We start from the raw sequence: 25,775 nt of genomic DNA, 5'->3' as shown, positions 1-25,775 counted from the left end.
CCCGCTTCGAAATGCTCATGTACTGTATGTGCATTCCGCTTTTCACTAGTTTTCGCCTTGTCTCGCCTTAGCTGGCGAGATCGTAAACAGGCTCTATAAGAACGCAAAAACGGCAGCCCGCGGGCTGCCGTTGTCTTTGTCTTCGCTCAAGCCTGGCGGTAAATCAGCCGGCCCTCAAACAGTAGTTCGCTGGCGTCCAGCCGGGCGTCGCCGCTGGGCGGCGCGGCGCGCTCGAACACGAAGCGCTGGCCCTGATATTCGATCCAGGCGTTGATCGGCTCGCCCTGAAAACGGCCCAACACTTCCTCTGAACGGGTGACGAAGGCGTTGTCGGGCAGCACGAAGCCTTGCTGCGCGGTTTCCGCCGGGGCGTCTTCCAGCGCCCAGTTGTCGTCGCCGGGCGGTTGAGGATCGTTGCGGGTGGCCATTTGCAGCCACATGCGGAAGGCCCAGTGCGGGAGAAGCACGCGGTGAACGCGTTTGTCGTCGGTAATCACGCAACGCACCGGAAAGCCGGCGCCGCAGGACGGGCAGCGCGCCTGGGCCGCGAGGAAGATCTTGTCCTGCTGCTTGCTGGCGATGCCTTCCATATGCTCCGAGCTCACCATCGCACGGCAGTTGGGGCAGTGTTTACCGAAACGGCGCACGCTGTTGCCGTTGGCAAAGGAAATCGGCAGGAAACGGGAAATCTTGTCGGGTCTGGCCATCGCTAGGGGTTCCGGAACTGAAAAACGCGGTCCGCCGGGCTAGGCGGCCGCGGCGGTTTCGGCCCTCATTATACCCCGGCCTCGGCATGGAAGGGCTCCAGCGTCAAACGGCACGCCATGCGATGGCTGGCTCCGGGAGCCAGCTCTCGGGCATCGTCGCCGGCGTTGGCGGTTTCCACGCAGACGAAATCAAGCCAGGCGGTTGTCGGCAAGTCGCCCAGCAAGGCCGTCTTCTCCGCTGCCGGGTTCCATACCACCACGCTGCCGGCGCCTTCCGCTGTGACGCGAATGCAACGCTGCCAGACCGGGTCGCGGAGCAAGGCGGGCCGCTCGCTGTAAACAATGCTGTCCACTTCGCCGTGAAAGCGGAATTCGCCGTCTGGCCAGCGGCTTTCGCGGCCTGCCACCTTGTCGTGACAGCGTGCGCCGTCCAGGCCGGACAATGTGGCCAGACGCGCGTCGCCCACCGCCAGATAGCTGTGCAGCGCGGCGCTCAGCCGCAGGGGACGATCCCCGTGATTGCGGGTGCTTAGCGCCGCCTCCACCGCCGTGCTCAGCCGGTATTCTATTTCCGCCGTCAGGCCGTCGTGTTCGGGGCCGGAGAGTTTCACGTGGAACGCGCCGGCGTCTTCCCGCACCTCGTCCAGACGCCAGGCTTGCGTGCGCGCCACGCCGTGGGCCGGCTGCGTCGGGTCGTCCGGATGCGGGCCGAACCAGGGCCAGCACAGCGGCACGCCGCCGCGTATGGCCTTGCCCGGCTGGTAGCGCGCCTGCGGCGACAAATACAGCAAGGGCTGCTCGCCGGCGGCGCGGAAGCTGAGCAGTTGGCCGCCCAGCAAGGATATTTCCGCGTGGAAATCCGCTGTGGCAATCACGAGAATATCGACGCCGGGCGCGCGGTTGGACAGCGAGGCGGCGGGAGGCAGGACGACGGACATACGGGTTTCCGGGCAAAAAAACCGATGATAGCGCGCTATAGCCAGCGGCGCAGCGTCCACAACGGGCCTATCAGCAGGAATTGCAGGTCGCGAAGGAAGGAGGGCTTCTTGCCTTCGATCGCGTGGCCGACGAACTGGCCGATCCAGGCGACGACGAACAGCGCCAGAGAGAGGAGGGCCAGCGGCAGGCCCGCGCGCGCCGCGGCTTCCAGCGCCAGCAGCATGGGCAGGCACATCGCCGCCATGGCCAGCGCAGGGGTTCGGCCCAGCCGCCAATAGAAGGCCAGGCCGGCGGCCACCGCCAGCCAGGCCGGATTCAGCGGCGCCGGGACGCTGGAGAGCAAACCCAACAGTGCGAACACGATGGCGGGCACGCAGATTTTGTGGATGCGGATATTGACGGGATGGCGGTGACTGAGATCATACTCTTGCAACCATTGCTCAAGCGTCATGTCAGGCCTCGCTAACGGGCGACGGACTTCCATCTTGGCGCAGACGCGGGACGGCGGCAATGCTCGCGGCCGGTTTTGTCTGCGCTGGATCAGGGGCTTGCGAGCCGCCTTGGGCTACAATCCTTTTGCCAACCGTTCAATCTTCTGGGTTCCCAAGGTGTCATCCACAGCACAACCGCGTTATCTGCGCATCAAGGAATACATCCTTGAAGGCATCCGTTCCCGCCAGTTTCTGCCCGGCGGCAAGATTCCGCCCGAGCTGGAGTTGGCGCGCCAGTTCCAAGTGTCGCGCATGACCGTCAACAAGGCGGTGCGCGATCTGGCCGAAGCCGGCATTCTGCTGCGCTTCGCCGGCGACGGCACTTATGTGGCCGAGCGCAAAGCCGAATCGCCTTTGCTGGACATCAATAATATCTCCGAGGAAATCGAGGCGCGCGGCCACCGCCACAGCGCCGACGTTTACGAACTCAAGGCCGTGCTCGCCACCGAGGACGTGGCTTTGCGCCTGGGAGTGAAGGAAGGCAGCACGGTATTCCGCTCCTTGATCGTGCACCGAGAGGACGACGTCGCCATTCAGTTGGAAGACCGCTACGTCAACCCGGCCTTCGCGCCGGATTACCTGGAACAGGATTTCAGCAGCCGCACGCCCAACGACTACCTGATGAAAAATTGTCCGCTGACCGATATCGAGCACAGCGTGGAAGCGGTGCTGCCCAGCGCGGCGGAGCAGGCAATGCTGGACATGACGGCGCGCGAACCCTGCCTGTTGGTTTTACGCCGCACCTGGTCGCACAAGAAGCTGGTCAGCTTTGCGCGGCTGACCCATCCTGGCTCGCGCTACAAGCTGCGTTCGCAAACTCGGGTCAAGCGCTAAGCGCTCGCGCCGTAGCGCCTGCTGGCGCGTCGTGTTGCAATGTATATACAAATAAGCGTTGAGTTTTCGCGTTCGTACAAGCCGCCTTTGGGCGGCTTTTTTGTTGCCATGCAGCATCAAATGATTGTCCTATAAGCAAAATCTGCCAATTTGGCTATTTACAAAAATCACGGCTCCAAACTTGACAGGGGGTTTGGATAGGATTAATTGTATATACAAATAACCCGCAGCGAGCCCACCATGAGTCAAGCCGAAACGGATCGCCGCAGCCTGTGGATCAACGCCAGGCTGGCGACGATGGACCCCAGCCTCCCGGCGCCTTACGGCGCGTTGGAAGGCCATGCGCTTTTGCTGGAAGCCGGCCGCATCGTCGCGTTGCCGGCGGCCGCCGACATTGACCCCGCGGACTTCGACGGCGCGGTGATCGACGCCAAGGGCGCTTGGATCACCCCAGGCTTCATCGATTGTCACACCCACTTGGTTTACGGCGGCAACCGCGCCGCCGAATGGGAAAAGCGCCTCAACGGCGTGCCTTACCAACAGATCGCCGCCGAGGGCGGCGGCATTGTCTCCACCGTGCGCGCCACTCGGGCGTTGGACGAAGCCGGCCTGGCCGCCGCCGCCAAGCCGCGGCTGCGCGCGCTGATGGCCGAGGGCGTGACCACGGTGGAAATCAAGTCCGGCTACGGCTTGAGTCTGGAAGACGAACTCAAGCAGTTGCGCGCGGCGCGGCGTTTGCGGGACGAACTGCCGGTGGAGGTGTCCGCCACCCTGCTGGCCGCCCACGCCTTGCCGCCGGAGTTCGCCGGCCGCGCTGACGCCTACATCGACCACATCGTCGACGCCATCCTGCCTGCCGCAGCCAGCGCCGGCTTGGCCGAGGCGGTGGACGCTTTCTGCGAAAGCGTGGGATTCAGCCCGGCGCAGACCCGCCGCGTGTTCGAGGCGGCGCGCGCCCACGGCCTCAAGATCAAAGGTCATGTCGAGCAGCTGTCCAATCTGCACGGCGCCGAACTGGTGGCCGAGTTCGGCGGCTGGTCCGCCGATCACGTTGAATACCTGGACGCCGCCGGCGTGGCCGCGTTGAAGGCCGCCGGCACCGTGGCGGTGCTGCTGCCGGGCGCCTTCTATTTCCTGCGCGAGACCCGGAAACCGCCGGTGGAACTGCTGCGCGCCGCCGGCGTGCCGATGGCGGTGTCCACCGACCTCAATCCCGGCACCAGCCCGTTCGCCTCCATCCGGCTGGCGATGAACCAGGCCTGCGTCCTATTCGGCCTGACGCCGGAAGAGTCGCTGGCCGGCGTTACCCGTCACGCGGCGCAGGCGCTGGGCCGCGGCGGCAGCCACGGCCGGCTGGCCGCCGGCCATGTAGCCGACTTGTTGGTGTGGGACATCGATTCGCCGGCCGAGATCGTTTACGGCCTGGGCGACAATCCTTTGCGTCAGCGCGTGTTCCGCGGCGTGGCGCAGCATATGAAAGGCTGTTGAAGCATGAGCGTGGACATGACTGTTTGGAGCGGCCGGATCGACGCCGGCGAGGGCGATCTGGCGCGGCGCTGGCATCAAGTGGCGCAGCCCTACGCCGCCGGACTGGAGCCGGGCGTCGGCATCGTCGGCTTTGCCTGCGACGAGGGCGTGCGCCGCAACCAGGGCCGCGTCGGCGCGGCCGCCGGGCCGACGGCGATCCGCAAGGCGCTGGCCAATCTGGCCTGGCACCAGGCGCTGCCTTTGTGCGACGCCGGCGACGTGGCCTGCGCCGACGGCGACCTGGACGCCGCGCAGGCGCGGCTGGGCGAACAAGTGCGCCGGCTGCGCGTCGACGGTCATTTTCCGCTGGTGCTGGGTGGCGGTCACGAAACCGCCTACGGCACTTGGCGCGGCTTGGCGGCGGCGCATCCGGGCAAGGTGATCGGCATTGTCAATTTCGATGCCCATTTTGACCTCCGCGAAGCGGCCGAAGCCACTTCCGGCACGCCGTTCGCCCAAATCGCCGCCGACTGCGCGCAAGCCGGCCGGCCTTTCCACTATCTGTGCCTGGGCGTGGCCGAGCCGTCCAACACCCAAGCGCTGTTCGCCCGGGCCCGCGCGCTGGGCGTGCAATGGACCTTGGACAGCGACATGACGCTGGATACCTTGTCCACGGTGCGCGGCGCGATGATGGCCTTCGTCGATCAGGTGGACATCGTCTACCTGACCATAGATCTGGATGTATTGCCCGCCAGCGTGATGCCGGCGGTTTCCGCCCCCGCCGCCATGGGGGTGGCGCTGCCAGTGGTTGAGGCCCTGGTCCGGCGCCTGGCCGAAAGCGGCAAATTGGCGGCCGCCGACCTGGTGGAATTGAACCCGGCCTTCGACATCGACAGCCACGGCGCCAAGACCGCCGCCCGGTTGACATGGAGCATAGGCCGGCATCTGAAACAAGCCTGAACCCGATAGTAGCGATAGCGTCATTCCCCGCCCGCCGGGTCATAACCGGCGGCGGGCTTACAAAGGAGAATACCGATGTCCGACCCGCGTTTTGATCCGACCCGCCACATCCGCGCGCCGCGCGGAGCCGAATTGACTTGCAAGAGCTGGCTGACCGAAGCCGCCTACCGCATGATCCAGAACAATCTGGACGCGGAAGTGGCCGAGCACCCGCAAAGCCTGGTGGTGTACGGCGGCATTGGCCGCGCCGCCCGCGACTGGAAGTGCTACGACACCATCCTGGACGTGCTCAAGCGTCTGGAGGACGACGAAACCCTGCTGGTGCAATCCGGCAAGCCGGTGGGCGTGTTCAAGACTCACGCCGACGCGCCGCGCGTTTTGATCGCCAACTCCAATCTGGTGCCGCACTGGGCCAATTGGGAGCACTTCAACGAGCTGGATAAGAAGGGCCTGATGATGTACGGCCAGATGACTGCCGGCTCGTGGATCTACATCGGTTCGCAAGGCATTGTGCAGGGGACCTACGAAACCTTCTTCTCCGTGGCTAACCAGCACTTCGACGGCAAGCCGCAAGGCCGCTGGATCCTGACCGGCGGCCTGGGTGGCATGGGCGGCGCCCAGCCGCTGGCCGCCACCATGGCCGGCTTCAGCATAATCGCCGTCGAATGCGACGAGACCCGCATCGATTTCCGTCTGAAAACCCGTTATGTGGACCGCAAGGCCAAGACCCTGGACGAGGCGCTGGCCATCCTTGACGAGGCCAAGCACAGCGGCAAGGCGGTGTCTGTGGGCCTGTTGGGCAACGCCGCCGACGTGTTCACGGAGCTGGTTGAACGCGGCATCACTCCGGACGTGGTCACCGACCAGACCTCGGCCCACGACCCGGTGCACGGCTATCTGCCGCAGGGTTGGACGGTGGAGCAATGGCGCGCCAAGCAGAAAACGTCCGCCGCCGAAATCACCGCCGCCGCCAAGCAGTCGATGGCGGTGCAAGTGCGCGCGATGCTGACTCTGCAGCAACGCGGCGCCGCCACGCTGGACTACGGCAACAACATCCGCCAGATGGCGCTGGAAGAAGGCGTGGCCAATGCGTTCGACTTCCCCGGCTTCGTGCCGGCCTATGTGCGCCCGCTGTTCTGCGAAGGCATCGGCCCCTTCCGCTGGGTGGCGCTGTCCGGCGATCCGGAAGACATCTACAAGACCGACCAGAAGGTCAAGGAATTGATTCCGGACGATCCGCACCTGCATAACTGGCTGGATATGGCCAAGGAGCGCATCAGCTTCCAGGGCTTGCCGGCGCGCATTTGCTGGGTGGGCCTGAAGGACCGCGCCCGCCTGGGCCTGGCCTTCAACGAGATGGTCAAGAACGGCGAGCTCAAAGCGCCCATCGTGATTGGCCGCGACCACCTTGACTCCGGTTCGGTGGCCTCGCCCAACCGCGAGACCGAAAGCATGAAGGACGGTTCCGACGCCGTGTCGGATTGGCCTTTGCTGAACGCCTTGCTCAACACCGCCGGCGGCGCCACCTGGGTGTCGCTGCATCACGGCGGCGGCGTGGGCATGGGCTTCTCCCAGCACTCCGGCGTGGTCATTGTTTGCGACGGCAGCGACGCCGCCGCCAAGCGGGTGGGCCGCGTGCTGCGCAACGACCCGGGCACCGGCGTGATGCGTCACGCTGACGCCGGCTATGAGATCGCCGAGAACTGCGCGAGAGAGCAGGGATTGGACCTGCCGATGCTGAAGCGCTGAGAACTTATGTTCTGAAGGTAGGGATGCCGCCGCCGCGCTCACGCAGGCGGCGGCTGACGGCAGCCGGGAAGGCCCGGCAGCCGTGGCTCCGCACGACAAGCTTGTACAAATAAGCGGCGGGGCAGGCAATCGTCTTGCAAAGGAAAAAAACGGTCATGTTGTTCTTGCGCGTTCGTTAGAGACGCGCCGGCGCGCTCGCGTCCGCAGTCCACATGGTTTCGTCATGCCCTGGCGCTGATTCCGCGTCTTGGTCTTGTGATCCGTCCACGCTGGCTCTACAGTTTGCCGGCGCTGGGTTGCGCAACGAAACATGTCGGGCCGCGGAATGCGGCGTAGCGGGCGCATCCGCGTTCGGCCGGCAAGCGCAGCCATGCCCAGGAGGAGAGAGATGCAGACACAAACACTGACGCGCGGTCTGACCGCCCGTCACATCCGTTTCATGGCGCTGGGGTCGGCCATCGGCACCGGCTTGTTCTACGGTTCGGCGGCGGCGATACAGATGGCCGGTCCGGCGGTATTGCTGGCTTATTTGATCGGCGGCGCGGCTGTCTACATGGTGATGCGCGCGCTGGGCGAGATGGCGGTGCATAACCCGGTGGCGGGCTCCTTCGGCCATTACGCCACTAGCTACCTTGGCCCCTTGGCCGGGGTGATCACGGGTTGGACCTACGCTTTCGAGATGATCATCGTCTGCCTGGCCGACGTGACCGCCTTCGGCATCTATATGAGTTTGTGGTTTCCGGAAGTGGACCGTTGGATCTGGGTGCTGAGCATCATCTTCTTCATTGGCGCATTGAACCTATGCAGCGTCAAGGTGTTCGGCGAAATGGAGTTCTGGCTGTCCATCGTCAAGGTGGGGGCCATTGTTGCGATGATCATCGGCGGCGTGGCCATCATTCTGTTTGGCTTTGGCAGCGCCGAGGCCAGCGGTCTGCACAATTTGTGGTCGCACGGCGGCTTCATGCCCAATGGCTGGGGCGGGGTGGTCGCCTCGCTGGCGGTGGTGATGTTCGCCTTTGGCGGCATCGAAATCATCGGCATTTCCGCCGGCGAGGCGCAGGACCCGCAGCGCACCATTCCGCGCGCGATCAATGCGGTGCCGGTCCGCATTCTGTTGTTCTACGTGCTGACGCTGACTGTGCTGATGTCCATCTTCCCATGGCCGCAGATCGGCAGCCAGGGCAGCCCCTTCGTGCAGATTTTCGAAAGCCTGGGCATTCCCGCCGCCGCGCACATTCTCAACGCGGTGGTGATCTCGGCGGCGATTTCGGCGATCAACAGCGACATTTTCGGCGCTGGCCGCATGCTGTACGGCATGGCGCGTCAGGGCCAGGCGCCGCAGAGCTTCGCCAAGCTGTCGGCCAACGGCGTGCCGTGGATGACGGTGCTGGTCATGGCCGCCGCCTTGCTGGCAGGCGTGGTGCTCAACTACCTGATGCCCAAGGATGTGTTCTTGTTGATCGCCTCCATCGCCACCTTCGCCACGGTGTGGGTGTGGCTGATGATCTTGTTGTCTCAGGTGGCGATGCGCCGCCAGATGAGCAAGGAGCAGGCCGCGGAACTGAAATTCCCGGTGCCGTTCTGGCCGTACGCCCCGCTGGCGGCGATTGGCTTCATGCTGTTCGTGATCGGCGTGCTTGGTTACTTCGAGGATACCCGCTCCGCGCTGTTGGTGGGCATGGTGTGGGTGGCGCTGGTGGTGGCTGGACATTTCCTGTGGAGCCGAGTGCTGGCGCCCGGCGTGGAGGCGCAGGCTCAGCGCGACGCCGCATAAAGGCTAGGCGCAAGGTTTTTATCCGGCGGGCGCGGGCTCGCCGGAACATTCAAGCCGCTTGCCGGCAGAGCGCGATAACACCAAAACAGCGCTCACCGCGGCGAGCGGCGCTGCAAACGTTTTAGAAGGAGAATCTCAAGATGGTATTGAACATTGTTCCCGGCACGCTCAGCCTGGCCGAGCTGCGTCGCGTTTCACGTGAAACCGGTTTGCAACTGCAACTGGATCCGTCCAGCCACGCCGCCATCGACGCCTCCGCCGCCACCGTGGCGCGGGTGCTGTCCGAAGGCCGCACCGCTTACGGCATCAACACTGGTTTCGGTTTGCTGGCCAACACCCGCATCGCGCCGGAAGAGCTGGAGTTGCTTCAGCGCTCCATCGTGCTCTCCCACGCCGCCGGCATCGGCGCGCCGATGGACGAATCCACCGTGCGGCTGGTGATGGCTTTGAAGATCAACTCGCTGGCGCGCGGCTTTTCCGGCATCCGCCGGTTGGTGATCGAAGCGCTGATCACCCTGTTTAACCAACGCATCTACCCGGTGATTCCGCAGAAGGGTTCAGTGGGCGCGTCCGGCGATTTGGCGCCGCTGTCGCATATGAGCGCGGTGCTGATCGGCGAGGGTGAAGCCTTCGTCAACGGCACCCGCGTGCCGGGCGCGGTGGCAATGCGTTCCGCCGGCCTGGAGCCGATTACTCTGGCGCCCAAGGAAGGCCTGGCTTTGCTGAACGGCACTCAGGCATCCACCGCCTTCGCGCTGGAAGGCCTGTTCGCCGCGGAAGACCTGTACGCCTCGGCCTCGGTGGCCGGCGCGCTGTCAGTGGAAGCCGCGCTGGGCAGCCGCACGCCGTTCGACGAGCGCATCCACGCGGTGCGCGGCCACGCCGGCCAGATCGACGCCGCCCGCATTTACCGCAGCCTGCTGGAGCATAGCGAGATCGAGCGTTCGCATGAGAACTGCGGCAAGGTGCAGGATCCGTATTCACTGCGCTGCCAGCCGCAAGTGATGGGCGCCTGCCTGACCCAGATTCGCCAAGCCGCCGCGGTGCTGACGGTGGAAGCCAACTCGGTGTCCGATAACCCGCTGGTGTTCGCCGCGGACAACGACATCCTGTCCGGCGGCAACTTCCACGCCGAGCCGGTGGCCTTCGCCGCCGACAACCTGGCCTTGGCGCTGGCCGAAATCGGCTCGCTGTCCGAACGCCGGATGGCGCTGCTGATCGACAGCAATCTGTCCAAGCTGCCGCCCTTCCTGGTTAACAACGGCGGGGTCAACTCCGGCTTCATGATCGCCCAGGTCACCGGCGCGGCCTTGGCTTCGGAAAACAAATCGCTGGCGCATCCTGCCTCGGTGGACAGCCTGCCTACCTCGGCCAACCAGGAGGACCACGTGTCCATGGCCACTTTCGCCGGCCGCCGTCTGCGCGACATGGCCGGCAACACCGCCGGCATCCTGGCGGTGGAACTGCTGGCCGCTTGCCAGGGCGTGGACTTCCGCGCGCCGCACAAGACCTCGGCCAAGCTGGAAGCGGCCAAGGCGGAGTTGCGCGAGCAAGTGAGCTTCTACGACAAGGACCGCTACTTCGCGCCTGACATCGAGAAAGCCGCCGCGCTGGTGGCCAGCGGTTCCTACAACCGCTTCGTCGAGCCCGGCCTGCTGCCGTCGCTGTAATAACTTGTTCACAGTCTCGCGAGCAAGGACGAGACAAGGCGGAAACAGCTGAGAAAGCGAAGTGTTTTCAACGCCGTCTCGCCGATGCGCAGTAGACCTTGAACAGGTTCAGCCGCCAACCGCGTAAACGGAAAGCGGAGCTTGTAAAACGCCGGCTCCAGGTTTTGCCTGGGCCGGCGCGCTTGCTTCCGGCAAGCCGGCGGCGATGCCGATAATCATGAGCCATCAGACCCTGATGCGTGTCGGGGCGAGCCCGGCGCTGCCGACTTTCCTGTACTTCAACCCGCCTTTGCTGGGCTTTGGCTGGATCGCCGCGATACTGCCGTGAGGGCATGAAAAAGCCCCGCTGAGCGGGGCTTGATTGAAGAGGCGAGCCGCGTTTAGAGCCAGCTCAAAGTCCCGCGAGCTAGGGCGAGACAAGGCGAAAACGGCTGAGGAAGCGGAATGGTCAAGTGGTACATGAACATTTCGAAGCTGTGCTCACCGTGCCACGTCTCACGACGCGCAGCAGACTTTGAACAGGTTCTTAAAACACCACCGGCTCGTCCGGCCGCGCCGGCGCCGCCGACTGGCCGAAAATATCCTTCCAGCCGGTGTATGCGGTCACGTACAGCACCGGGAACCACAGCAAGAGGCCAAGGCCCAGCGGAATCATCGCGATGAAGGCCAGTACCGCCAGCATCAGGCCGCTCACTAATACCGCGCCCCAGTTGGCGAGGCCGGCTTGCAGGCTGGCGCGGATCGCCTGCCACGGGCCGGCCTGGTTCAGCGTCACCAGCGCCGGCGCGAACCAGTAAGCCAGGCTGACCAGGAACACGGCCACGCCGCCGATGAAGGCGGCCAGCGCGATAGGACCGGCGATCACCGGGATCGCGTTGGGGTCGCTCTTGGCCACGCTTACCCCCATCGCGCCCATCAACAGGCCCAGCGCGATGCCGATGACGATCAGGATGGCCAGGTACAGCATGCCCACATTGATCAGCGGGCGCAGCGCGGTCTTGAAGCCGGCGAACAAATCACCCAACTCCAGCTCCGATCCCTGCTCGCATTTCTTCGCCGCCAGGATGAAGCCGGCGGCGAACACCGGCGCCAGGAAGAAGGACAGCGGGCCGCCCAGCAAGGGGATCATGCTGACGATGAAATTGATCACCAAATAGGCCAGCGCCAGCAAAATCCAGGTCAGCGGCTGCTGGCGGACAATGTAGAAGGCCTCCACGATCCAGCGCCAGCCGCGCCCGAAAGCGACTTTGCGCGGAGCGGGTAGGGCATCGAATGATTGCATCTAAATCTCCAAAAAGGTTGTGCCAAACAAGCCGGCGGCGCTTGGCGGCGCCTGCCTGCTCGCGTCGTTGCGTCGTTTGCGCGGCAAAAAGACAGAGCCAGACTGACCGCGATTTGCGACGCGGGTTTCCCCGCTTGCGCCTTTTATCCGCATTATGCCCATTTGTCATTGATGGAATCGAAAGCGGAATTATTCGCAGGCTTTTGATTCAAAATGCATTTTGCGGCTACATCGGCATTATCTTGCAAAACGGCCGCATCCGGCTATTTTTCGCATCCCTTCATGCCGCCGCGGTATTCCGCGTGGCGCAGCGGTTGCCGCCTATGGTGAAAATCGGCGATAATTCCATGATTTTGCGACGGTTGGTCCATGCCGGAGGCATGTTCGGGTGGCGCGGCCGTCGTCCCGGTTTCCACACAAGTCTTGAGGTTTTCCCGAAATGGTCACCCGTACCGAGCTTGCCAACGCCATCCGTTTCCTGTCCATGGATGCCGTTGAAAAAGCCAAATCCGGTCACCCCGGCGCCCCGATGGGGATGGCAGACATCGCGGAAGTATTGTGGCGCGATCACCTGAAACACAACCCGGCCAACCCCAATTGGCCAGACCGCGACCGCTTTGTGCTGTCCAACGGTCACGGTTCCATGTTGATCTACAGCCTGTTGCACCTCTCCGGTTACGACCTCTCCATCGAAGACCTCAAGCAGTTCCGTCAGCTCCACTCCAAAACTCCCGGCCATCCCGAATACGGCTACGCTCCCGGCATTGAAACCACCACCGGCCCGCTGGGTCAGGGCATCACCAACGCGGTGGGCATGGCGCTGGCCGAGAAAATGCTGGCGGCGCAGTTCAACCGCGACGGCCATCAGATCGTAGACCACCACACGTACGCTTTCCTGGGCGACGGCTGCCTGATGGAAGGCATCAGCCACGAAGCCTGCTCGCTGGCCGGCACTTGGGGCCTCAACAAGCTGATCGCCTTCTGGGACGACAACGGCATCTCCATCGACGGCCACGTGGAAGGCTGGTTCACCGACGACACGCCGGCTCGCTTCGAAGCCTACGGTTGGCAGGTAATCAAGAACGTCAATGGCCACGATCCGGTGGAAGTGGCTACCGCCATCGCCACCGCGAAGAAGGAAGGCGCGCGTCCGACGCTGATCTGCTGCAAGACCACCATCGGCTTCGGCGCGCCCACCAAGCAGGGCAGCCACGATTGCCACGGCTCACCGCTGGGCGCGGCCGAAATCGCCGCCGCGCGCGAAGGCTTGAACTGGCCGCACGCGCCGTTCGAGATTCCGGCCGAGATCTACGCCGAGTGGAGCGCGCGCGACAAGGGCGCGCTGGCCGAAATCGAATGGAACAAGCGCTTCGACGCCTACCGCGCCGCTTATCCTGAACTGGCCGCCGAATTCAGCCGCCGCATGCAGGGCGAGCTGCCGGCCGGTTGGGAAGAGACCAAGGCCGCCGCCTTGGCCAAGATCGCCGACGCCGCGCAGACCGTGGCCACCCGCAAGGCCAGCCAGATCGCGCTGGAAGCGCTGTCGCCGGCGTTGCCGGAATTCGTCGGCGGCTCCGCCGACCTGACGGGGTCCAACCTGACCAACTGGTCCGGCTCCAAGTGGATAGACCACGACGGCCAGGGCAACTACATCAGCTACGGCGTGCGGGAGTTCGGCATGGCCGCCATCATGAACGGCATGACCCTGCACGGCGGCCTGCGCCCGTACGGCGGCACCTTCCTGATGTTCAGCGAATACGCCCGCAATGCCCTGCGCATGGCTTCGCTGATGAAGATCAACCCGATCTTCGTGTTCACGCACGATTCCATCGGCCTTGGCGAAGACGGCCCCACCCACCAGCCGGTGGAACAAGTGGCCACGCTGCGCTACATCCCCAACCATCATACTTGGCGTCCGTGCGACACCGTCGAAACCGCGGCGGCCTGGGCCCACGCCGTCGAGCAGAAGACCACGCCGAGCAGCATGGTGCTGAGCCGTCAGAACCTGCCCTTCGTCGCCCGCGACGCGGCGCAACTGGCCGCCATCCAGAAGGGCGGCTACGTGCTGCGCGACGCCGCCGGCGCCCGCGCGGTGCTGATCGCCACCGGTTCCGAAGTGGAACTGGCGCTGAAAGCGCAGGACGCGCTGGCGGCCGAAGGCATCCCCGTGCGCGTGGTGTCCATGCCCTGCACCAATGTGTTCGACCGGCAAGACAAGGCCTGGCGCGATAGCGTGCTGCCGGCCGGTTTGCCGCGACTGGCGATCGAAGCCGGTCATCCGGACTTCTGGCGCAAATACGTGGGTCTGGACGGCGATGTGGTCGGCATTGACCACTTCGGCGAATCCGCTCCGGCCCCGCAGTTGTTCCAGGCCTTCGGTTTCACCGTCGACAATGTAGTGGCCAAGACCAAAGCCCTGCTGTGATGTAAAGACAGGCCATTGCGAAAGCAATGGCCTTTTGTTCGCCGTTTCATGTAGTGGACGCACTACACAACACGCGGAGCGCCGGCCGGGAAGCCGGGCGCTCCGGATCGTCCCCCAGGAGATTTAGAAGCATGACTATCCGCATCGCCATCAATGGTTACGGCCGCATCGGCCGCCAGGTACTGCGCGCCATCTACGAAAACCAGCTGCACGACGATTTCAAAGTAGTGGCCGTCAACGCCACCGGCGATCTCAACATCAATGCCCACCTGACCAAGTTCGACACCGTGCACGGCCGTTTCCCCGGCGAGGTCGAGCAAGACGACGCGCACCTGATCCTGAACGGCGACAAGATCCCGTTTTTCAGCACCCGCAACCCGGCGGAACTGCCTTGGAAGGAACTGGATGTGGATCTGGTGCTGGAGTGCACCGGCGCCTTCACCAGCAAAGACAAGTGCCAGGCCCACCTGGACGCCGGCGCCAAGAAGGTGCTGATCTCCGCGCCGGGCGGCGATGATGTCGACGCCACCATCGTTTACGGCGTCAACCACGACGTGTTGAAGCCGGAAATGACCGTGGTGTCCAACGCGAGCTGCACCACCAACTGTCTGGCTCCGGTGGCCAAGGCGCTGCACCAGGCCATCGGCATCAAGAAGGGCCTGATGACCACCATCCACGCCTTCACCAACGACCAGGTGCTGACCGACGTCAAGCACAAGGACCTGCGCCGCGCCCGCTCCGCCACCGACAATATGATCCCGACCAAGACCGGCGCGGCCAAGGCCGTGGGCCTGGTGCTGCCGGAGCTGAAAGGCAAGCTGGACGGCTTCTCGGTGCGCGTGCCCACCATCAACGTGTCGCTGGTGGACCTGACTTTCAGCGCCGCGCGCGACACCACCAAGGACGAAGTCAACGACATCCTGAAGGAAGCCGCCAACGGCGCGATGAAAGGCATTCTGGGCTACAACACCTTGCCGCTGGTGTCCGGGGACTTCAACCACACCGAGGAAGCCTCCACCTTTGACTCCACGCTGACCAAAGTCACCGGCGGCAATATGGTGAAAGTGCTGGCCTGGTACGACAATGAATGGGGTTTCAGCTGCCAGATGCTGCGCACAGCGCGTGCGATGTTCGCTTGCTGATGATGATGTGATTCGGAAAATCCGGGCCGGCGCGCCATGCCGGCCCGGATTTTTTGCGTCTGCTAGCGCCGGCGCTACATCCACCGGCATTTGATTGGTGTTAAGGTAGGGCCGTTTTTTTGGCATACACTTGCCTGGCGATCATGAATATCGCTTCCGCTGAACTCGCCGTCACAGGAAAGCAGCATGCGACAGAACCAAGCATTGTCCCGCCCTGAGAAATGGGTCCGGCTGGTCTCCTGGCTGGTGGCTTTGGTGTTCGCCGGCTTTTTGTCCAACCTGGGCGAGCTGGTGATCCGCGACCTTTTCTACGTGCCGGACGGCGGCCCGCCGCAGCTGGAAGCGCTGCAACAGCAAGCCGGCGTTGCGCCGTTGCGGCAACGGCAGCAGGCGCTGCAGCGTCAGAACGACGCCCAGCGCGTCCAGCTGGAAAACCTCGGCGCCACCCGAGAACAGCTGGAGCGCAATTACCAGACCCAGCGCAAGGGCCTGGCCAATTGGCTGGCCAGCCGCGCCGCCAGCACCGATCCGCGGCAAAGCGCCGAAGTCAGCCGCCGTACTCGGGAACTGGACGCCCTTCAGGCGCAAATCCTGCAATGGCAGCAGAAGGAAGACCGGGCGAGCGACGGCCTGCGTGCGCTGGAGCACAGTCGGCAGGCCCTGCAGCGCCAGATCGACAAGGCCGAGGCCGTCGCCCAGGATCGTTATCAGCAGGCCTACCAGCGTTTTGAGTTGAAAGTGTTCCTGCTGCGGCTGGCGGTTATTCTGCCGCTGCTATTGCTGGCGGTATGGCTGTTCAGCCGTTACCGGACCCATCGCTACTGGTTCTTCGTTTATGGCTTTGGGCTGTTCGCCTTGTTCGCCTTCTTTGTCGAGCTGTTGCCCTATCTGCCTAATTTCGGCGGCTACGTGAGGCTGGCGGTGGGCATTGCGCTGACGGTGTTTGCAGGACTGCGCATGATTCAGGCCTTCCAGCGCTACGCGGAGAAGAAGCGCGCCGAGCTGCAGCAAAGCCAAAGCGAGCGCGCGCGCCATGTGGCTTACGCCCAGGCCTTGGGCGCCTACCAGAAGAAAACTTGCCCATCCTGCGACCATCAATACAATATTGCCGGCGACGACGCCGACTACTGCGTGCATTGCGGCCTGCAGCTGTTCCGCAGCTGCGGCTGCGGCGCGCGCAATTTCGCCTTTTTTCCGTACTGCAAAAAATGCGGCCGCCCCGGCGCCAAGCCGGAGTCTGCGCCGATGAATCAATCGACAAGCGAATCCAAACCCGAGCGAGCGAACGATGAAATTCAATAAACTTTCCGAACAGGCCCTGGCCGGCAAGCGCGTGCTGATCCGCGTGGACATGAACGTGCCGGTGAAAAACGGCGTCATCGGCGACGATACCCGCATCCGCGCCAGCCTGCCGTCCATCGAGCTGTGCCTGAAGGCCGGCGCCGGCGTCATCCTGATGACCCATTTGGGCCGCCCCACTGAAGGCGAGCCCAAGCCGGAAGACAGCCTGGCGCCGGTGGTGGAGCGCTTGTCCGGCCTCTTGGGCAAGCCGGTGCGCCTGGTGGCGGACTGGCAGTCCGGCTTCAGCGTGGCGCCGGGCGAAGTGGCGATGCTGGAGAACGTGCGCCTGAACAAGGGCGAAAAAAAGAACAACGCCGATCTGGGCCGCGCCTACGCCGCCTTGTGCGACGTTTTCGTCAACGACGCCTTCGGCACCGCTCACCGCGCGGAAGCCTCCACCCACGCGGTGGCCCAGTTCGCGCCGGCCGCCTGCGCCGGCGTGCTGCTCTCCGCTGAGCTGGAAGCGCTGGGCAAGGCGCTGCAAGCGCCGGCGCGGCCGCTGGTGGCCATCGTCGCCGGCTCCAAGGTGTCCACCAAGCTGACCATTCTGGAATCGCTGGCCGACAAGGTTGACCAGCTGATCGTGGGGGGCGGCATCGCCAACACCTTCTTGCTGGCCGAAGGCAAGGCCATCGGCAAATCGCTGGCCGAGGCCGAACTGGTGGAGGAAGCCAAAAAGGTGATCGCCAAGATCCGCGCCCGCGGCGGCGACGTGCCGCTGCCGGCCGACGTGGTCTGCGCCAAGGAGTTCGCCGAAACCGCCGCCGCCGTGACCAAGAGCGCGGCCGAGGTGAGCGCCGACGACATGATTCTGGACATCGGCCCGGATTCGGCGCGCGAACTGGCCGCCATCATCGCCAAGGCCGGCACCGTGGTATGGAACGGCCCGGTGGGCGTGTTCGAGTTCGAACAGTTCGGCGGCGGCACCAAGACCCTGGCTCAGGCCATCGCGGCCTCGCCGGCCTTCTCCATCGCCGGCGGCGGCGATACGCTGGCGGCGATCGCCAAGTACGGCATCACCGACGACATCAGCTATATCTCCACCGGCGGCGGCGCTTTCCTGGAGTTCCTGGAAGGCAAGGAGCTGCCGGCGGTAGCTATCCTGGCCGAGCGCGCTAGCTGAGGCCAGGGAAAAAGGCTATCAGGATGAATGGCTTGCGTTACACTGTTTTATTCCTCGCCGTTTCATTCTGATGGCCCACCCGCCGGAGATACTCATGTCGCTCAATACTTGGTTGCTGTTCGTCACCACCGTGTTTTTCGTCTCGGCCACGCCCGGGCCCAATATGCTGCTGGCGATGACCCACGGCATCCACTACGGGGTGCGGCGCACGCTGATGACGTGTTTTGGCCTGATGACGGCGCTGGGTTTGATCATGTTCGGCTCCGCCGCTGGCCTGGGCGCGGTGCTGGCCACCTCCGAACTGCTGTTTTCCTTGGTAAAATACGCCGGCGCCGCCTATCTGATCTATCTGGGAATCAAGACTTGGCGCAGCCAGCCGCAGCCGGTGGAGGAAATCCGGGAGGCGGCGACCGGGAAGCACACGCCCTGGGGCATGTTCCGCACGGGCTTCCTGGTGGCGATGAGCAATCCCAAGGCCTTTATTTTCTTTACCGCGTTGTTCCCCCAGTTTATGAACGCGCAACAGCCGCAGGGGCCGCAGCTGGCGATCCTGGCGGCGACGTTTTACGTGATCGAGGCGTCCTGGCAGCTGGCTTACGCCGGCGGCGGCGCGCGTTTGGCCGGCTGGCTGAATAGCGCGCGGCGTCTCAAGCTGGTCAACAAGGTATCCGGCGGCGCTTTTGTCGGCGCCGGCGTATTGTTGTCCAGCGTGTCCAGACACTGAATTGATGAATTCGCCTCGGGCCGCGGCGCGGTCCGGGCGCCAACCATGCTCCGCTCAGGCGGAGCAGTTTGCGGAGATTGAACACCATGGCTCTCGTTTCCATGCGTCAGCTGCTGGACCACGCAGCGGAATTCGGCTACGGCCTGCCGGCCTTCAACGTCAACAACCTGGAGCAGATGCGCGCCATCATGGAGGCCGCCGACAAGGTGAACGCTCCGGTGATCGTGCAGGCCTCCGCCGGCGCGCGCAAATACGCCGGCGCGCCCTTCCTGCGCCACATGATCCTGGCCGCGGTGGAAGAATTCCCGCACATCCCGGTCGTGATGCATCAGGATCACGGCACCAGCCCGGACGTGTGCCAACGCTCGATCCAGCTTGGTTTCTCCTCGGTGATGATGGACGGTTCGCTGAAGAGCGACGGCAAGACCCCGGCCGACTATGACTACAACGTCGACGTCACCCGCACCGTGGTCAACTTCGCCCACGCTTGCGGCGTGTCGGTGGAGGGCGAGATCGGCTGCCTGGGCAGCCTGGAAACCGGCATGGCCGGCGAAGAGGACGGCGTGGGCGCCGAGGGCGTGCTGGATCACAGCCAGTTGCTGACCGATCCGGAAGAAGCGGCCCAGTTCGTCAAGGATACCGGCGTGGACGCATTGGCCATCGCCATCGGCACCAGCCACGGCGCTTACAAGTTCAGCAAGAAGCCCACCGGCGACGTGCTGCGCATCGACCGCATCAAGGAAATCCACGCCCGCATCCCCAACACTCACCTGGTGATGCACGGTTCCTCCAGCGTGCCGCAGGAATGGCTGCAGATCATCAACGAGTTTGGCGGCGATTTGGGCGAAACCTACGGCGTGCCGGTGGAAGAGATTGTGGAAGGCATCAAGCACGGCGTGCGCAAGGTCAACATCGACACCGACCTGCGCCTGGCCTCCACCGGCGCCATCCGTCGCTTCCTGGCCCAGCACCCGGCCGAGTTCGATCCGCGCAAATACCTGAAAGTGTCCACGGATGCGATGCGCGACATCTGTATCGCCCGCTACGAGGCCTTCGGCTCCGCCGGCCAGGCCAGCAAGATCAAGGCGATCAACCTGGACACCATGGCCAATAAATACCTGAAGGGCGAACTGGCGCAGATCGTCAAGTAAGGATCTGCCTTTTTGCCCGGACCAGCCCGCCGCGAGCGGGCTTTTTTGCGGGCGGGCGTCTAGCCACCTTGACGTATTGGAGGCCCGGCCCGGATTGCTTACACTGCGGTATCCGCTTAATGCGCACAGAGGCAGGCGATGAAACTGAATCTTTTGTATTTTGCCCGCTTGCGGGACGAGTTCGGTCTGGAGAGCGAACACTTGGACAGCGACGCGGCCACGGTGGAGGAGCTGCTGGTGGAGTTGCGGCTGCGCGGCGAGGTCTGGGCGCGGGAGCTGGCCGCTGACCGGGTGTTCCGCGTGGCGGTGAACCAGCAGATGGCGCGCTTGGACTCCGCTTTGAGCGACGGCGACGAGGTGGCGGTGTTTCCGCCGGTGACCGGGGGATGAGCATGGGGCCGTTCACGGTGCGGGTGCAGCCGCAGCGTTTCAGCGCCGGCGCGGAAATCGACGCGCTGTCCGGCAACCCGGCTTGCGGCGCGGTGGTGAGCTTCAGCGGGCTGGTGCGGGATTACGGCGACAGTCGCGATGTGACAGCGCTTGAACTGGAACACTATCCGGGCATGACCGAAAAAGCGTTGGAAGCCATTGTGGCGGAGGCGCGCCGGCGCTGGCCGTTGCAGGCGGCCACCGTCATCCACCGCGTTGGGCGGCTGAGTCTGGGCGAGCCCATCGTGCTGGTGGTGGTGGCCAGCAGCCACCGCCGCGACGCTTTCGCCGCCGCGGAATTCCTGATGGACTACCTGAAGCAGGACGCGCCGTTCTGGAAAAAGGAAATTCTGGCCGATGGCAGCGCGCGCTGGGTGGAGGCCAAACACAGCGACGCTCAAGCGGCGGAACGCTGGCAATGAGCCACCAGGCGCTGATTCTGGCCGGCGGCCGCGCCACGCGCATGGGCGGCGTCGACAAGGGCCTGGCGATGTTGTCCGGGCGGCCGCTGCTGGCGCACGCCTTGGCGGCGCTGGCCGCGCAGACGCCGCTGGCGCAACGGGTGTGGATCTCGGCCAACCGCAATCTGGACGCGTACGCAGGTTTCGGCTGTCCACTGCTGCCGGATAGCCTGCCGGACTACCCGGGACCGTTGGCCGGAGTGCTGGCGGCCTTGGAGCGCGACGACGGCGCGGTCTGGTTGGTGATGCCTTGCGACGCGGTGCGGCTGCCGGCGGATTTCTCGCGTCGTTTGCTGGCGGAAGTGGCGGCTGGCCGCCAAGCGGCCAGCGCGAGGGACCGCGAAGGCTGGCATCCCAGCCTGCTGGCCCTGGGGCCTGGTCTGCGAGCCGGTCTGACCGCCTATCTGGCCGGCGGAGGCCGTTCCATCCGCGGCTGGCTGGCCGGACTGGACCATGTCGAAGTCGCGTTCGACCATCTCTTCCCCAATCTCAACACCGCGGACGCGCTGGCGGCGCTTGAGGCCAAGCCGGGCGAAAACTGAGGCCGCATGGCGATTTGTTTCGCATCACGAAAGTTTTAACTCTTTGTCATTTTGTTTTGCTATAGTGCGCGCGATCGGAGCGTCTATCGCGGTCCATGGCAGTGGACGGGCGTCTCCTCATTTCGGTCGCGGCCGGCGGCGTCGGCGCGAGCGACAACAAACAAGACAAGGATGCGTTTCGTGAAACTGAAAACCATGAGCCTGTGTCTGGCGGCGAGCCTGGCGTTGTTCGGCTGTTCCTCCGGCTCCGGCAGCTGGGGGCCGGGCGATCAGACCACCGGCGTTTCGCGCCAGCCGGTGGCGGTGAAGATGATCGCCTTCAACGATTTCCACGGCAATCTGGAGATGCCGGGCCAACTGACGGTGCCGGATCCGGCCGATCCAAGCAAGACTGTCAAGATCAACGCCGGCGGCGTCGACTATCTGGCGGCCTGGGTGCAGTCGCTGCGCGCCAAATCGCCCAATACCGTGGTGGTGTCGGCCGGCGATCTGATCGGCGCCAGCCCGCTGGTGTCCGGCTTGTTCCACGACGAGCCCACCATCGAGGCAATGAATTTACTGGGCCTGGACCTCAATGCCGTGGGCAACCACGAGTTCGACGACGGCCAGCAGGAACTGCTGCGCATGCAGAACGGCGGCTGCAAGACGGACGCGCCCACGACTTCCTGTCTGAACGGCAAATTCGCCGGCGCCAAGTTCAAATTTCTGGCGGCCAACGTCAAGAAAAGCGATGGCGGCACCTTGTTCCCTGCCTATGAAATCAAGAAGTTCGGCGGCATTCCGGTGGCTTTCATCGGCATGACTTTGAAAGGCACGCCGGAAATCGTGTCGCCGGACGGCATCAAGGGCCTGAGCTTCCAGGACGAGGCGGCCACGGTGAACCAACTGATTCCGCAACTGAAGCGACAGGGCGTCTCCGCCGTGGTGGTGGTGGTGCACGAGGGCGGCTATCAGAGCGGCAATTTCAACGAGTGCAACGGCGTGTCCGGCCCCATCGTCGACATCGTCAAAAAACTGGATCCGGCTGTGAAGCTCGTGGTCACCGGCCACACCCACCAGGCCTACAACTGCGTGATCGATGGCCGCCGGGTGACCAGCGCCAAGAATTACGGGCAGTTGTTCACCGAAATCGACTTTGTGCTGGATCCGGCCACCCGTGACGTCAAGCCCGGTTCGATTCAGGCGCAGAACCGGGTGGTGGCCCGCGAAATCGCGCCGCTGGCCTCGGTCAGCAATCTGGTCAAGCTGTATAAGGATCTGGTGGCTCCGGTGGCCAATCGAGTAGTGGGCCAGGCCGCGGGCATTTTGGATCGCACCCCGTCGGCGGCCGGCGAAACCGCGTTGGGCGACGTGGTGGCCGACGCGCAATTGGCGGCGGGCGCCGCTCAAGGCGCGGTAGTGGCTTTCATGAATCCGGGCGGAGTGCGAGCCGACATTATCCCCGGCGCCGGCGGCAATGTGACGTACAGCCAATTGTTCACCACTCAGCCGTTCGGCAACGTGATGACCACCTTGACTCTGACCGGCGCGCAGATTGATCAGCTGCTGGAGCAGCAATGGAGCGATCCGTCAAAGGTCAAGATTCTGCAAGTATCCAAGGGCTTCAGTTATAGCTGGAGCCAGGCGGCGCCGGTGGGCAACAAAGTGGACATCGCCAGCATCAAGATCAACGGCATCGCCATTGATCCCTTGGCCAGCTACCGGGTGCAGGTCAATAACTTCATCGCCGGCGGCGGCGATGGTTTCACTGTGTTGACTCAGGGCGGCAACCGGGTGGGCGGCGGCGTGGACGTGGACGTGCTGGAGAGTTATTTCGCCGGCGCGTCGCCGGTGGCGGTGCCGGCGCTGAACCGGATCACGCGTCTGCCTTGAGTTAGGGCGTTGGGGGCAGCCGTCCGCGCGCTTCCAGCGCGCGGAACACCCGCAGCGCCACCCAGGCGTCGTTGCCGGCGTAAGCTTGTTGCGCCGGCGTCAGCGGTAGTTTGGACCAGTTGGTGGTGGACAGTTTCTTGGATTTGCGGAAGTACTGGCCGAACAGCCGCGCCACCGCCTGCACCGCGCCGACGGTGATGCGCGGGTCGTCGCTGTCGAAGCAAGACACCAAGTCCAGCACTCGGCCGCAACGTATGCCCAAGCGCTGCTTCAGCAGCGACTGATCCGAACTGAGTTCGAAGCCCACCAAGAGCCGCTGAGGGTCTTCCAGCAGGGTTTTCAACTCCGGCGCGCACTGGCCGTCCTGCACCGGGAACAGCCAGGCGCCGTCGTCGCAGGCCAACTGTATCAGGTGAGGGCCGGTTGGTTTTTCGCCTTTGTGGAAAGTGGGGCGGGATTCGGTGTCGAAGCCCAGCACCGCGCAGCCGCCCAGCTCCCGCAACGCGGCGGCGGCCAGTTCCGGCGTGGCGGCCAGCCGCACCTGCTCCGGGGTCAAGCCGGCGAACAGCGGCAGCGCTTTGATCTCCTCACGAGGAATTTGTCGGGTTGGCAACATGGCGGTCTCGCTGACTTGAGGGTAATTTGCAACCTTACCGCATTTAATGGCGGTGGTCAGGCATAAGCTGTCATATTTTTTGACGGTCCCAGCAGGAGATGCCCAACAACGGTGGAAATATCCTGTAGTATCGTCGGCATGCCTAATTCTTCACGTTATCTTGGCCGGCAGGCAATCGTTGATCGCCAGCAGCAACTGGTGGCCTATGAACTATTGTTCCGTTCCAGCCCGGCCAATTTCGCCTTGGTGCGCGACGATCTGCTCGCCAGCGCCGAGGTGTTGCGCAACGCCTTCGGTGAACTGGGCAACGTGGATGTGTTGGGTCAGTTTCCCGGTTTCATCAACGCTAGCGCGGATTTGTTGCAAGACGCCATCCTGGACCAATTGCCGGCGGAACGGCTGGTGCTGGAAATACTGGAAACGGTCACCGTCACCGAGGCCTTGCTGCAACGGATGGCGCTGTTGCGCCAGCGCGGCTTCCGCCTGGCGTTGGACGATGTGATCCACTTGGGGCCGGACCAGACCGCGATGCTGCCGCTGGTGGACATTGTCAAAGTGGACGTGGCTGCGGTGGAAACAGAGCGCCTGCCGGCGCTGATGGCGCAGTTGAGCGATTTCGACGGCATTTTGCTGGCGGAAAAGGTGGATAGCCGCGAACAGTTCGAACGCTGCCGGGATTTGGGTTTCCGCTGGTTCCAGGGCTATTTCCACGGCCGGCCGGTGGTGTTGAGCAGCACGGACGCGCCGTAGCGCCACATCCTCTCCACCGGCCCTGTTCACGGGGCCTTGATCGGTTTGTGGTAGGCCAGGCTGGCGGCTCGGGTCTCCGCCACAATGCGATCAAACTCCCCGCTGTCCTGCAAGGCCTTCAAGCCGCGATTGAAACGCTCCACCAATTCCGGGCCCTGGCGGTGTTTGCGCCAGATCACCACATGCAGCGGCGCCACCCAGAACGATTTGCTTTGCGGCTCCAATTGCTGAGCCAGCCGGGGCGGGAAGTTGCGGGCGATAAGGTATTGACCCACTTCCGCGTCGATGGGGAACAAGTCGATGCGGCCGGCCAGCAGTTTGCGCAGATTGGTGACGTCGTCCGGCGCCATATCCGGCACTAAGTGGCCGGACTTGACCTGCTGATTGAATTCGTCTGAATAGAAATTGCCGACTGTGACGCCCACCCGCGCGTGGCGCAGATTGGACAAGTCGTTCCAGGGGAAGGTGGCGTTGCGGCGCTGGAAAAATACCATGCGCGCATGCAGCATGGGTTGGGTGAATAGTAGATCCTGCTTGCGTTCCGGCGTCGGCGCCCAGCCGAAGCTCCCGTCCACGGTGCCGTTGCGCGCCGATTGCAGCGTGCGGTTGTTGGGGTAGTAACGGAAGGCGACGTCGACGTTGGCGCGGGCGAACGCCTCTTTGACCAGACGCGACAAAATGCCGTCATACGGCAGTTCCTTGCCCATATAGGGCGGCCACTCCTGGTTGGACAGGGTGATTTTCAGACGTGGCGCGGCCTGCGGCTGAGCTGCCGCCAGCAGGACTACAGCCAGGCTGCCCAGCAGCCAGCTGCGAAGTCTCATCATTTCCCCGAATCCTTGCTCAATCTGTGCGCGCGGCATGCGTGCTGCCCGTACGGAGCGCGGCGTGCGCCGCGTCTCCGCTCGATATTGTTGTGGGCCTCGAGGGCCTATTGCTGAATCGTAGGCAGGTTTGGCGTCCGGCGTAAAGCGCTTCCATTGCCGCGGGGTCGGCAAAGAGGCGTTGCGGCGGCCGCGCCGCGAAGACACGGCGCCGCTTGCGCGGGCTTAGAACCTGTTTACGATCTCCGGAGCAATAGAGCCAGGAAAGCCAAGTGGATGAACTGCAAGCTGGTATTGAGTTTCCGCTCACAGTTCTTCCACAGCCTTCTGCTCTTTTCCAACCAAGCGAAGCTGCGCTCCACAATCCATCGTTTTGGCATCACCTTGAACGTATGCAGCTCGCTTCTCTTCGCGATCTGTACCGTCACATACCCGCCCAGAATCTCCCGCACTCCCTGCGCGAAGGGCTGGCCCACGTAACCGCTGTCGCACAGCAGGCTTT

24 protein-coding genes are annotated in these 25,775 nt (G+C 64.0%); 17 read left to right on the top strand and 7 right to left on the bottom strand.

The features are described from left to right. Window positions 1-146 precede the first annotated feature (146 nt). The 3 genes from BR71_RS17155 to BR71_RS17145 form a co-directional block, all read right to left on the bottom strand. The gene (locus tag BR71_RS17155; protein WP_043640372.1) at window positions 147-707 is read right to left on the bottom strand and encodes a hypothetical protein; all 561 of its coding nucleotides are present in this window, start codon (window positions 705-707) and stop codon (window positions 147-149) included. A 68-nt stretch (window positions 708-775) separates the two neighbouring features. After that, window positions 776-1,645: a D-hexose-6-phosphate mutarotase gene (locus BR71_RS17150; protein WP_043640369.1), complete on the bottom strand. Its 870-nt coding sequence runs from the start codon at window positions 1,643-1,645 to the stop codon at window positions 776-778. Between the two features lie 35 nt (window positions 1,646-1,680). Next, window positions 1,681-2,097 (bottom strand): Mpo1 family 2-hydroxy fatty acid dioxygenase, encoded by a 417-nt coding sequence (locus tag BR71_RS17145; RefSeq protein WP_043640366.1) that lies wholly within the window; start codon window positions 2,095-2,097, stop codon window positions 1,681-1,683. A 157-nt stretch (window positions 2,098-2,254) separates the two neighbouring features. On the opposite strand from BR71_RS17145, the gene hutC reads away from it, so the two are divergent. The 6 genes from hutC (at window position 2,255) to hutH (ending at window position 10,591) form a co-directional block, all read left to right on the top strand. Next, window positions 2,255-2,971 carry a histidine utilization repressor gene (gene hutC / locus BR71_RS17140; protein ID WP_019104164.1) on the top strand — a complete coding sequence of 239 codons (717 nt, stop codon included), beginning with the start codon at window positions 2,255-2,257 and terminating at the stop codon, window positions 2,969-2,971. A 240-nt stretch (window positions 2,972-3,211) separates the two neighbouring features. Beyond that, the gene (gene hutI / locus BR71_RS17135) at window positions 3,212-4,459 is read left to right on the top strand and encodes an imidazolonepropionase (protein ID WP_043640448.1); all 1,248 of its coding nucleotides are present in this window, start codon (window positions 3,212-3,214) and stop codon (window positions 4,457-4,459) included. A gap of 15 nt (window positions 4,460-4,474) precedes the next feature. Continuing rightward, complete coding sequence (hutG, locus tag BR71_RS17130) at window positions 4,475-5,398, top strand: formimidoylglutamase (protein ID WP_156039021.1); 924 nt, start codon at window positions 4,475-4,477, stop codon at window positions 5,396-5,398. Window positions 5,399-5,473: 75 nt separating this feature from the next. Beyond that, window positions 5,474-7,147 (top strand): urocanate hydratase, encoded by a 1,674-nt coding sequence (gene hutU / locus BR71_RS17125; protein WP_043640360.1) that lies wholly within the window; start codon window positions 5,474-5,476, stop codon window positions 7,145-7,147. A 388-nt stretch (window positions 7,148-7,535) separates the two neighbouring features. Continuing rightward, window positions 7,536-8,921, top strand: a complete 1,386-nt coding sequence (locus BR71_RS17120) for an amino acid permease (RefSeq protein WP_043640356.1) — start codon at window positions 7,536-7,538, stop codon at window positions 8,919-8,921. 140 nt (window positions 8,922-9,061) lie between these two features. After that, window positions 9,062-10,591, top strand: coding sequence for a histidine ammonia-lyase (gene hutH / locus BR71_RS17115; protein ID WP_043640353.1), 1,530 nt, complete (start codon window positions 9,062-9,064; stop codon window positions 10,589-10,591). A 526-nt stretch (window positions 10,592-11,117) separates the two neighbouring features. Here hutH and BR71_RS17110 read toward each other — a convergent pair. Beyond that, entirely contained in the window at window positions 11,118-11,873 is a 756-nt protein-coding gene (locus BR71_RS17110; protein ID WP_052370748.1) for a BPSS1780 family membrane protein, read from the bottom strand. A gap of 439 nt (window positions 11,874-12,312) precedes the next feature. On the opposite strand from BR71_RS17110, the gene tkt reads away from it, so the two are divergent. The 10 genes from tkt to BR71_RS17060 all read left to right on the top strand — a co-directional run bounded on the left by tkt (window position 12,313) and on the right by BR71_RS17060 (window position 23,083). Continuing rightward, window positions 12,313-14,298, top strand: coding sequence for a transketolase (tkt, locus tag BR71_RS17105; RefSeq protein WP_043640350.1), 1,986 nt, complete (start codon window positions 12,313-12,315; stop codon window positions 14,296-14,298). Window positions 14,299-14,429: 131 nt separating this feature from the next. Continuing rightward, window positions 14,430-15,440 carry a type I glyceraldehyde-3-phosphate dehydrogenase gene (gap, locus tag BR71_RS17100; RefSeq protein ID WP_043640348.1) on the top strand — a complete coding sequence of 337 codons (1,011 nt, stop codon included), beginning with the start codon at window positions 14,430-14,432 and terminating at the stop codon, window positions 15,438-15,440. Between the two features lie 186 nt (window positions 15,441-15,626). Continuing rightward, on the top strand, window positions 15,627-16,742 hold the full coding sequence (locus BR71_RS17095) for a zinc ribbon domain-containing protein (RefSeq protein ID WP_052370746.1): 1,116 nt from the start codon (window positions 15,627-15,629) through the stop codon (window positions 16,740-16,742). Then, entirely contained in the window at window positions 16,729-17,904 is a 1,176-nt protein-coding gene (locus BR71_RS17090; RefSeq protein ID WP_043640344.1) for a phosphoglycerate kinase, read from the top strand. Before BR71_RS17095 ends, BR71_RS17090 begins: the two co-directional genes overlap by 14 nt. A gap of 94 nt (window positions 17,905-17,998) precedes the next feature. After that, complete coding sequence (locus BR71_RS17085) at window positions 17,999-18,628, top strand: LysE family translocator (protein WP_043589187.1); 630 nt, start codon at window positions 17,999-18,001, stop codon at window positions 18,626-18,628. Window positions 18,629-18,714: 86 nt separating this feature from the next. Next, the gene (gene fba, locus BR71_RS17080; RefSeq protein ID WP_043640341.1) at window positions 18,715-19,779 is read left to right on the top strand and encodes a class II fructose-bisphosphate aldolase; all 1,065 of its coding nucleotides are present in this window, start codon (window positions 18,715-18,717) and stop codon (window positions 19,777-19,779) included. A gap of 138 nt (window positions 19,780-19,917) precedes the next feature. Next, window positions 19,918-20,169, top strand: a complete 252-nt coding sequence (gene moaD, locus BR71_RS17075; RefSeq protein ID WP_019103633.1) for a molybdopterin converting factor subunit 1 — start codon at window positions 19,918-19,920, stop codon at window positions 20,167-20,169. Window positions 20,170-20,171: 2 nt separating this feature from the next. Beyond that, the gene (moaE, locus tag BR71_RS17070; protein WP_043640338.1) at window positions 20,172-20,630 is read left to right on the top strand and encodes a molybdopterin synthase catalytic subunit MoaE; all 459 of its coding nucleotides are present in this window, start codon (window positions 20,172-20,174) and stop codon (window positions 20,628-20,630) included. Beyond that, complete coding sequence (mobA, locus tag BR71_RS17065) at window positions 20,627-21,211, top strand: molybdenum cofactor guanylyltransferase MobA (protein WP_043640335.1); 585 nt, start codon at window positions 20,627-20,629, stop codon at window positions 21,209-21,211. Before moaE ends, mobA begins: the two co-directional genes overlap by 4 nt. A 180-nt stretch (window positions 21,212-21,391) precedes the next feature. After that, window positions 21,392-23,083, top strand: a complete 1,692-nt coding sequence (locus BR71_RS17060; protein WP_208854896.1) for a bifunctional metallophosphatase/5'-nucleotidase — start codon at window positions 21,392-21,394, stop codon at window positions 23,081-23,083. A gap of 1 nt (window position 23,084) precedes the next feature. On the opposite strand, the gene BR71_RS17055 is transcribed toward BR71_RS17060, so the two are convergent. Further along, window positions 23,085-23,699 carry a 3'-5' exonuclease gene (locus tag BR71_RS17055; protein WP_043640329.1) on the bottom strand — a complete coding sequence of 205 codons (615 nt, stop codon included), beginning with the start codon at window positions 23,697-23,699 and terminating at the stop codon, window positions 23,085-23,087. Between the two features lie 138 nt (window positions 23,700-23,837). On the opposite strand from BR71_RS17055, the gene BR71_RS17050 reads away from it, so the two are divergent. After that, window positions 23,838-24,449 carry an EAL and HDOD domain-containing protein gene (locus BR71_RS17050; protein ID WP_052370745.1) on the top strand — a complete coding sequence of 204 codons (612 nt, stop codon included), beginning with the start codon at window positions 23,838-23,840 and terminating at the stop codon, window positions 24,447-24,449. A gap of 26 nt (window positions 24,450-24,475) precedes the next feature. Here BR71_RS17050 and BR71_RS17045 read toward each other — a convergent pair whose 3' ends face one another. Both BR71_RS17045 and BR71_RS17040 read right to left on the bottom strand, forming a co-directional pair. Further along, on the bottom strand, window positions 24,476-25,276 hold the full coding sequence (locus BR71_RS17045) for a substrate-binding periplasmic protein (protein WP_052370743.1): 801 nt from the start codon (window positions 25,274-25,276) through the stop codon (window positions 24,476-24,478). A gap of 233 nt (window positions 25,277-25,509) precedes the next feature. After that, window positions 25,510-25,775, bottom strand: a 266-nt coding sequence (locus tag BR71_RS17040; RefSeq protein WP_043640327.1) for a transposase, incomplete at its 5' end; no start/stop codon positions are given.

The sequence above is a fragment of the Chromobacterium haemolyticum DSM 19808 genome, assembly GCF_000711885.1.
Lineage (GTDB): Bacteria > Pseudomonadota > Gammaproteobacteria > Burkholderiales > Chromobacteriaceae > Chromobacterium > Chromobacterium haemolyticum.
Note: the sequence above shows the minus strand (reverse complement) of the source record. Positions and strands in the feature narration are given on the sequence as shown.

Bases quoted from the DNA above. Each gene is read 5' to 3' on its own strand.
- moaD (WP_019103633.1), top strand. From the start codon at position 19,918: ATGAAACTGAATCTTTTGTATTTTGCCCGCTTGCGGGACGAGTTCGGT.
- BR71_RS17150 (WP_043640369.1), bottom strand. From the start codon at position 1,645: ATGTCCGTCGTCCTGCCTCCCGCCGCCTCGCTGTCCAACCGCGCGCCC.
- BR71_RS17120 (WP_043640356.1), top strand. From the start codon at position 7,536: ATGCAGACACAAACACTGACGCGCGGTCTGACCGCCCGTCACATCCGT.
- tkt (WP_043640350.1), top strand. From the start codon at position 12,313: ATGGTCACCCGTACCGAGCTTGCCAACGCCATCCGTTTCCTGTCCATG.
- gap (WP_043640348.1), top strand. From the start codon at position 14,430: ATGACTATCCGCATCGCCATCAATGGTTACGGCCGCATCGGCCGCCAG.
- BR71_RS17155 (WP_043640372.1), bottom strand. From the start codon at position 707: ATGGCCAGACCCGACAAGATTTCCCGTTTCCTGCCGATTTCCTTTGCC.
- moaE (WP_043640338.1), top strand. From the start codon at position 20,172: ATGGGGCCGTTCACGGTGCGGGTGCAGCCGCAGCGTTTCAGCGCCGGC.
- fba (WP_043640341.1), top strand. From the start codon at position 18,715: ATGGCTCTCGTTTCCATGCGTCAGCTGCTGGACCACGCAGCGGAATTC.
- BR71_RS17095 (WP_052370746.1), top strand. From the start codon at position 15,627: ATGCGACAGAACCAAGCATTGTCCCGCCCTGAGAAATGGGTCCGGCTG.
- BR71_RS17085 (WP_043589187.1), top strand. From the start codon at position 17,999: ATGTCGCTCAATACTTGGTTGCTGTTCGTCACCACCGTGTTTTTCGTC.
- hutU (WP_043640360.1), top strand. From the start codon at position 5,474: ATGTCCGACCCGCGTTTTGATCCGACCCGCCACATCCGCGCGCCGCGC.
- BR71_RS17045 (WP_052370743.1), bottom strand. From the start codon at position 25,276: ATGATGAGACTTCGCAGCTGGCTGCTGGGCAGCCTGGCTGTAGTCCTG.
- mobA (WP_043640335.1), top strand. From the start codon at position 20,627: ATGAGCCACCAGGCGCTGATTCTGGCCGGCGGCCGCGCCACGCGCATG.
- hutH (WP_043640353.1), top strand. From the start codon at position 9,062: ATGGTATTGAACATTGTTCCCGGCACGCTCAGCCTGGCCGAGCTGCGT.
- BR71_RS17090 (WP_043640344.1), top strand. From the start codon at position 16,729: ATGAAATTCAATAAACTTTCCGAACAGGCCCTGGCCGGCAAGCGCGTG.
- BR71_RS17110 (WP_052370748.1), bottom strand. From the start codon at position 11,873: ATGCAATCATTCGATGCCCTACCCGCTCCGCGCAAAGTCGCTTTCGGG.
- hutG (WP_156039021.1), top strand. From the start codon at position 4,475: ATGACTGTTTGGAGCGGCCGGATCGACGCCGGCGAGGGCGATCTGGCG.
- BR71_RS17145 (WP_043640366.1), bottom strand. From the start codon at position 2,097: ATGACGCTTGAGCAATGGTTGCAAGAGTATGATCTCAGTCACCGCCAT.
- BR71_RS17050 (WP_052370745.1), top strand. From the start codon at position 23,838: ATGCCTAATTCTTCACGTTATCTTGGCCGGCAGGCAATCGTTGATCGC.
- hutI (WP_043640448.1), top strand. From the start codon at position 3,212: ATGAGTCAAGCCGAAACGGATCGCCGCAGCCTGTGGATCAACGCCAGG.
- BR71_RS17055 (WP_043640329.1), bottom strand. From the start codon at position 23,699: ATGTTGCCAACCCGACAAATTCCTCGTGAGGAGATCAAAGCGCTGCCG.